This is a genomic window from Methanomethylovorans sp., assembly GCF_041305605.1.
Lineage (GTDB): Archaea > Halobacteriota > Methanosarcinia > Methanosarcinales > Methanosarcinaceae > Methanomethylovorans.
This window is the reverse complement of sequence record NZ_JBFYLB010000154.1, coordinates 1-6,072: the sequence shown is the minus strand read 5'-3', so window position 1 is coordinate 6,072 and position 6,072 is coordinate 1. Positions and strand designations below refer to the sequence as shown.

Sequence of the window (6,072 nt, the reverse complement as noted above, 5' to 3'; positions counted from 1 at the left end):
GGCATTATCTATATATTATAGAACTGACTATACGTTGTGAGTAGCTTCTTTGATTCCATATTAATTCCTAAAATGATGCACATGAGCCTACTACCCATAGCTGTTTTTTTGACAATCATCCCAGCTAGTGTCTATCTTATCTATCTTATGGGAGCCTTTACAACAAAAGATCCGCAGGTAAAAAAGCTTGAATCATTGCCTGTGGTCAGTGTAGTAATCCCCGCTTATAATGAAGAGGCTGTTATAACTGACCGTATCAACAACCTTTCTTCTGTTTATCCTGTCGAGAAACTTGAAATAATCGTTTCGAATGACGGCTCACAGGACAGAACGGAGGAAGTCGCAAAAACTGCTTTACAGCAGCATTCGATAAAAGGAAAGGTAATTACCCATGAAAGAAGCGGGGTCAATAAGGCCATCAATCGGGGAATAGAGAATTCCAGCAATGAGCTCGTGGTTATAACCGGAGCTGATGGACTTTTTGATGAAAATACAATTCCAAATCTCCTCTCAGTACTTCTTAGCAGTGATGATGTTGGTGCAGTTTCAGGTGATCTGATACCAGTGGCTAAAGGGGAATCTGTGTTCTCCAATTCTGAATCGGCTTACAGGTCCATATATGGCAGGATATGCACCTGGGAAAGTAAGGTACATTCAACTTTTTGTTTCAACGGTCCGGTGGTTGCATTCAAAAAGGAAGCTTCTTCTTCCCTTAACACCCGCAGAGGTGCAGATGATGCAAGTATGGCATTGTCAGTAATAAAAAAAGGATACAGGTGTCAATACGTACCATCTGCTAAGTTCTATGAATACGTACCTGACAAATTCTATGAACAGCGCAGGCAAAAGATACGTCGAGCCACAAGGCTTCTGGAAGCCACTTTTTTCAACAGGGATGCACTTTCTCCGAAGTTCGGAAAATTTGGAACCTTTGTTTTCCCCCTAAGAATACTTCTTTTCTTTGTGGTACCTACAATATTCTTTTTATCTCTCCTTGCCTGGTTCTTCTATTTGGCATCTTTTAGCATCTTATATTCAGTTATTTTTGTGTTAGCGATATTTGCCCTCGTATCTATAGGTGGTGTAGTGCCAAATGTATTATCTTCATTTATTATCTACCAGAGCTATCTTTTCCTTGGTTTCTTCAATATGCTAAGGGATGTCCACATATGGGAGCCAACCGAAAGAGTGAAGATCACCAATAAATGACCGCTATGAAGAACGATAAAGCGATAATTGGAAAAAACTCAAATGTACAGGCTTTCGTAGAGATAGGTATATATCCTGCCGAAGGTCCAGCAACAATAATTGGAGACAATGCTACCATACGCTCGCATTCTGTCATATATGGTGGTAACAAGATCGGTGATAAGTTCCAGACAGGACATGGTGTGCTCATCCGGGAAGGGAACATCATAGGTGACAATGTAAGCATAGGTTCCCATTCTGTGGTCGAACGTGAAAATCACATAGGTAACAATGTAAGGATCCATTCCAATTGTTTTATACCGGAATTCGTTATCATTGAAGATAATGTGTGGATAGGTCCTTCAACTACGATATTGAATGTCCTTCATCCTCCTTGTCCACGGTTCGAGGATTGTGCTAAGAATGTCACATTTAAAAGTGGGGTGAAGATAGGTGGTAATGTAACTATTGGCCCAAGAGTAACTATTGGGGAGAACTCTTTGATTGGAATGGGATCTGTAGTCACGAAAGATATACCCCCAAATGTACTTGCCTATGGTAATCCTGCACATGTGGTTTGCAGTATTGATGAAATGAAATGTGAAGTTGGTTATTTCACAAGACCTTATGAATGGTTAAATGAATGATCAAAGCTGTCTGTAAAAAGGAGTTGAGATTTTGCAGGTGAATTTAAGTGAAATGTACATTGATGACGAGATAAAAAAAGCTGTTAATGCTGTTCTTGACAGCGGTCAGTATGTGAAAGGTAAGAATTTGACAGCTTTTGAGGCAGAATTCGCTGCATATTGCAACTCCAAATATGCAATTGGGGTAAATTCCGGAACCTCAGCCATGCTTTTAACAATGATGGCTCTTGGGGTCGCAAGAGGGGATGAGGTAATAGTTCCATCTCATACCTTTATTGCTACGGCAAGCCCGGCAAAGTTCCTGGGTGCCACTCCGGTATATGTTGACATAGACCCTGTGAACTACAATCTTGACCCTGAAAAGCTTGAGGAGGCTATCACTCCCAGTACAAAGGCTATAATCCCGGTTCATCTTTATGGGCACCCTGCTGATATGGATCCTATCATGCAGGTCGCAAAAGAGCATGAGGTACATGTTGTTGAAGATGCCTGCCAGGCCCACGGTGCAGAATACAAAGGAAAAAGCACAGGTTCTATTGGTAATTTCGCTGTATTCAGTTTTTTCCCGTCAAAGAATATGACAGTTGGAGGCGATGGCGGAATGGTTGTCACAGATGACAAAGAGATCGCTCATAAGATGTCGATGTTAAGGGATCATGGCCGTACCGATAAATATCTGCATGAATTATTGGGTCTTAATCTCAGAATGAGCGAGATTCCGGCTGCAATTGGAAGACAGCAATTGAAGCACCTTCCGCAGTGGGTTGAAAGAAGGCGGCAAATAGCTTCTATGTACAACGATCTGCTGGAAGATACGGTAACCGTCCCTAAAGAAGCGGATTGGGCAAAGCATGCTTATTATGTTTATACTCTGCAAACATCCAACAGGGATGCTCTGCGTGAATATCTGCATAGCAAAGGTGTAAGTACGGGAGTTTACTACCCTGTGCCGGTCCACAGGCAGCCGTGTATGGAAGCCCCTAAGGTGACACTTCCTGTAACAGATGAATGTGTAAAGAATATTCTTTCTATACCAATGCATCCAAAACTTACGGATGAGCAGGTCCATTATATTGCCGACAATATCAAGCGGGGGGTAAAATGACGGGTATTGCGGTCATAGGTACTGGTTACTGGGGTAAGAACCATGTGCGTACATATAGTGAACTTCATTCCGAAGGTCTTATTGATAAAGTGATCATCTGCGATATAAATGAGAAGCGTGCAAAAGAGCTCGGGGAACTATTCAGGATCGACTATATCACTGATTATCGAAAACTTCTGAATGATCCTACTATCAATGGTGTCAGCATAGTCACACCTTCGCCTACTCATTTTCATCTTGCCAAAGAGCTGATGGAAGCGGGAAAAGATGTACTTGTTGAAAAACCCATGACCATGGACATCTGCCAGGCTGAGGAGCTTGTAGAGGTCGCTGAAAGGACGGGCCGGATCCTTATGGTAGGCCATATATTCAGGCATCATCCTGCGGTAAAAGAGCTTAAGCAGAGGATCGATCTGGGAGAGCTGGGTTCCATAAGGATAATGCTTGGCAATCGTTTTTCTTTCGGTGCCCCCAGAAAGGATATGGGTGTGATATATGCTCTGGGTATTCATGAAGTGGATATTTTCTGTTATCTTGTTAATAAGGAGATGCCACTCAGCATACTTGCAGACACAAGGTGCTCATTGCAGGATGAGATTGAAGAAACTGCTATGATCACCATGGATTTTGGTGATGCTACTGGCTATGCTTTCGAAAGCTGGATCATGCCTGCTTATGGCAAACACCGTGATCTTGTTGTGGTAGGATCTGAAAAAGTAGCTAAAATAGATTACCTTAAACCTCAGGAACTCCAGATATTCGATATGCGGATAGCTGAACAGGATTTTCAGGAAAATATCATTTTCAGTGTGGAGAACGAAGGTTCCTATACCATTCCTATTCCATATGCAGAGCCTTTAAAAGAAGAACTTAATCATTTTATCGAGTGCATTGGTTCGCGTAGATCTCCTCTGTCCAATGGTACAATAGGTATGCGGGCTGTCAGGATGGCAGAGGCAGCATTGTTGTCTGCAAAAGAAGGAAAAAAGGTTCTATTCTGAACCCGGAGCTTAAAGAATTCCTCTAAAGCTCGAATGGGGAGTTTATCAGATGTGGGATTGATGAAGATGGCTCCTCAACAACGTGACATGATGAACCCACCACAATTATCAGAGTTCCCGATAAACAATAAGCTCGATCCTAAATACCCCGAAGGAATAAATTTAGCCGTATGCCTTGTTCATAATATTGATGTGATCTTCCCTTCATTATCTGATATTTTTCATTCCACTTACAGGCACATGAAGACCGGATTACTGAAAGATAGCTTCAGGATGCTTTTCTCAAGTCTCAGCAGGAAGTTCAATCCACTCTTTAACTTTGAGAAGGTCATAGAGCTTGAACACAGATATGGTGCAACTTCTGGTTTTTACTTCTCGGTCCTTCACAAAGGGGAGAAAGGCTATAACTATGACATTTCAGACCTTGCATGTGAATTGAAGAATATTCGTGAGAATGGCTGGGAAGTTGGTTTTCTTGGTAGTCAGGGTTTGTGCTGTGATGCCGAATACATGCTTTCGCGAAAACAAAAATTAGAAGATGTATTAAGGGATAAGGTGGTGGGATATGTGAACCCGCATCACTGTTTTACTCTTCCCGAAACATGCAAAACATTGGATATGGCAGGTTTTGAATATATCATTACTTTTGTCGATCCGGAATGTATGGACCTTAGCGAAAGCATGTATCGTCTTTTCAGAGCTAATTACTTTAACGAAAATAAGGACATGGGCATCATGATATTGCTTTCAAGTATCAGGGAGAGCACTATGTTTAACGGTTTTGCGAATCCAAAGAATATGGACAATGATGTTGAAGAGGTCTGGAAATTCACAAAACATCTCATTGACAAAGTATCAGAAAATTCAGGAGTACTTGTACTAAGTTGGCCAAACACATCCATGTTAGGCGAAGGACTGGACTTTTATGAGAAAACACTATCCTATTGCTCAATGAAGGGTGCATGGCTGACCTCCGGAAAAGAAATAGTCGAGTGGTGGGATCAGTACATACTTAAAAATTGAAATGTAAAATCGTTTTTATTCTCAATCACATGGATTGAGCATTCTCATATGTTCCAGTATCTCCTCTCTCATTTCCTCATTCTCTAAAGCAAAATCCACTATGGCCTTAACATATTCCAGTTTGTCACCGGTATCATAACGCTTGCCTGTGAACTTGTATGCATAGATCTTTTGGGATCCGCTAAGTAGCTTGATACCATCGGTCAGCTGTATCTCTCCACCTACACCACATGCCGTTTCTTTTATGCAGTCAAATATTTCCGGAGTAAATACGTATCTACCAATTGCACCAGTATTCGAAGGAGCTTCTTCAGGGGTAGGTTTTTCCACAATGTCTTCAAGTAGGTAGAGATGCTCATCAAGTTCACGCCCTTTGATTATACCGTAGTTGCTAACCTTTTCCCTGGGAACTTCCTCCACTGCAATGGTGGAACGGCCATATTTTTTGAAAACTTCGATCAGCTGCTTTGTGCATGGCGTACTGTTAACTATTATGTCGTCACCCAGAAGCACAGCAAAAGGTTCTCCGCTAATGTGCTTTTCTGCTGTAAGTATCGCATCTCCCAATCCCCTGGGTTCTTTCTGCCTGATGTAGTGGATATCCACAAGAGAAGATATATCTTGCACCATTTTCAGCATCTCTGTTTTTCCCTTGCTCTTCAGGTGCATTTCCAGTTCAGGCGAATCATCAAAATAATCCTCTATAGACCTCTTGCTTCTTCCTGTTACGAATATGATATCATCGATACCGGAATTGATCGCTTCCTCCACTACATAGTGGATCACGGGTTTATCGATGATCGGAAGCATTTCCTTTGGCATAGATTTCGTCACTGGGAGGAATCTCGTGCCAAGGCCGGCAGCAGGTATTACAGCTTTTTTTATCGTCATTTTTCATCCTTTCTCTTTTTAACTCTTCCATACTCATCATCAAAGCGTACTATGTCATCTTCATCTACACATTCTCCAAGTTGCACTTCTATGATCTCCAGAGGTAACTTTCCTTCATTAACAAGCCTATGCCTCATACCGGCTCTAATGAAAGTGCTTTCTCCCTGCCTCAGGAAAAACGTTTCGTCGTCTACCTGTACGGTAGCCATACCTTTGA

General features: G+C 41.9%; 7 protein-coding genes. 5 read left to right on the top strand and 2 right to left on the bottom strand.

Going from position 1 to position 6,072, the window contains the following annotated elements:
- Positions 1-81: 81 nt before the first annotated feature.
- The 5 genes from ACCM36_RS09640 to ACCM36_RS09620 are packed head-to-tail and all read left to right on the top strand — an operon-like array spanning position 82 to position 4,964.
- Positions 82-1,209 (top strand): glycosyltransferase, encoded by a 1,128-nt coding sequence (locus ACCM36_RS09640; protein WP_370573545.1) that lies wholly within the window; start codon positions 82-84, stop codon positions 1,207-1,209.
- Positions 1,206-1,835, top strand: coding sequence for an acyltransferase (locus tag ACCM36_RS09635; protein ID WP_370573544.1), 630 nt, complete (start codon positions 1,206-1,208; stop codon positions 1,833-1,835). Before ACCM36_RS09640 ends, ACCM36_RS09635 begins: the two co-directional genes overlap by 4 nt.
- Before the next feature lie 37 nt (positions 1,836-1,872).
- The gene (locus tag ACCM36_RS09630) at positions 1,873-2,940 is read left to right on the top strand and encodes a DegT/DnrJ/EryC1/StrS family aminotransferase (protein WP_370573546.1); all 1,068 of its coding nucleotides are present in this window, start codon (positions 1,873-1,875) and stop codon (positions 2,938-2,940) included.
- Positions 2,937-3,941 carry a Gfo/Idh/MocA family protein gene (locus tag ACCM36_RS09625; RefSeq protein WP_370573543.1) on the top strand — a complete coding sequence of 335 codons (1,005 nt, stop codon included), beginning with the start codon at positions 2,937-2,939 and terminating at the stop codon, positions 3,939-3,941. Before ACCM36_RS09630 ends, ACCM36_RS09625 begins: the two co-directional genes overlap by 4 nt.
- Positions 3,942-3,992: 51 nt before the next feature.
- Positions 3,993-4,964: a hypothetical protein gene (locus ACCM36_RS09620; protein ID WP_370573542.1), complete on the top strand. Its 972-nt coding sequence runs from the start codon at positions 3,993-3,995 to the stop codon at positions 4,962-4,964.
- A gap of 21 nt (positions 4,965-4,985) precedes the next feature.
- Here ACCM36_RS09620 and galU read toward each other — a convergent pair whose 3' ends face one another.
- Both galU and ACCM36_RS09610 read right to left on the bottom strand, forming a co-directional pair.
- Entirely contained in the window at positions 4,986-5,855 is an 870-nt protein-coding gene (galU, locus tag ACCM36_RS09615; protein WP_370573541.1) for a UTP--glucose-1-phosphate uridylyltransferase GalU, read from the bottom strand.
- Positions 5,852-6,072, bottom strand: a 221-nt coding sequence (locus ACCM36_RS09610) for a cupin domain-containing protein (RefSeq protein WP_370573540.1), incomplete at its 5' end; no start/stop codon positions are given. The genes galU and ACCM36_RS09610, both read right to left, overlap by 4 nt.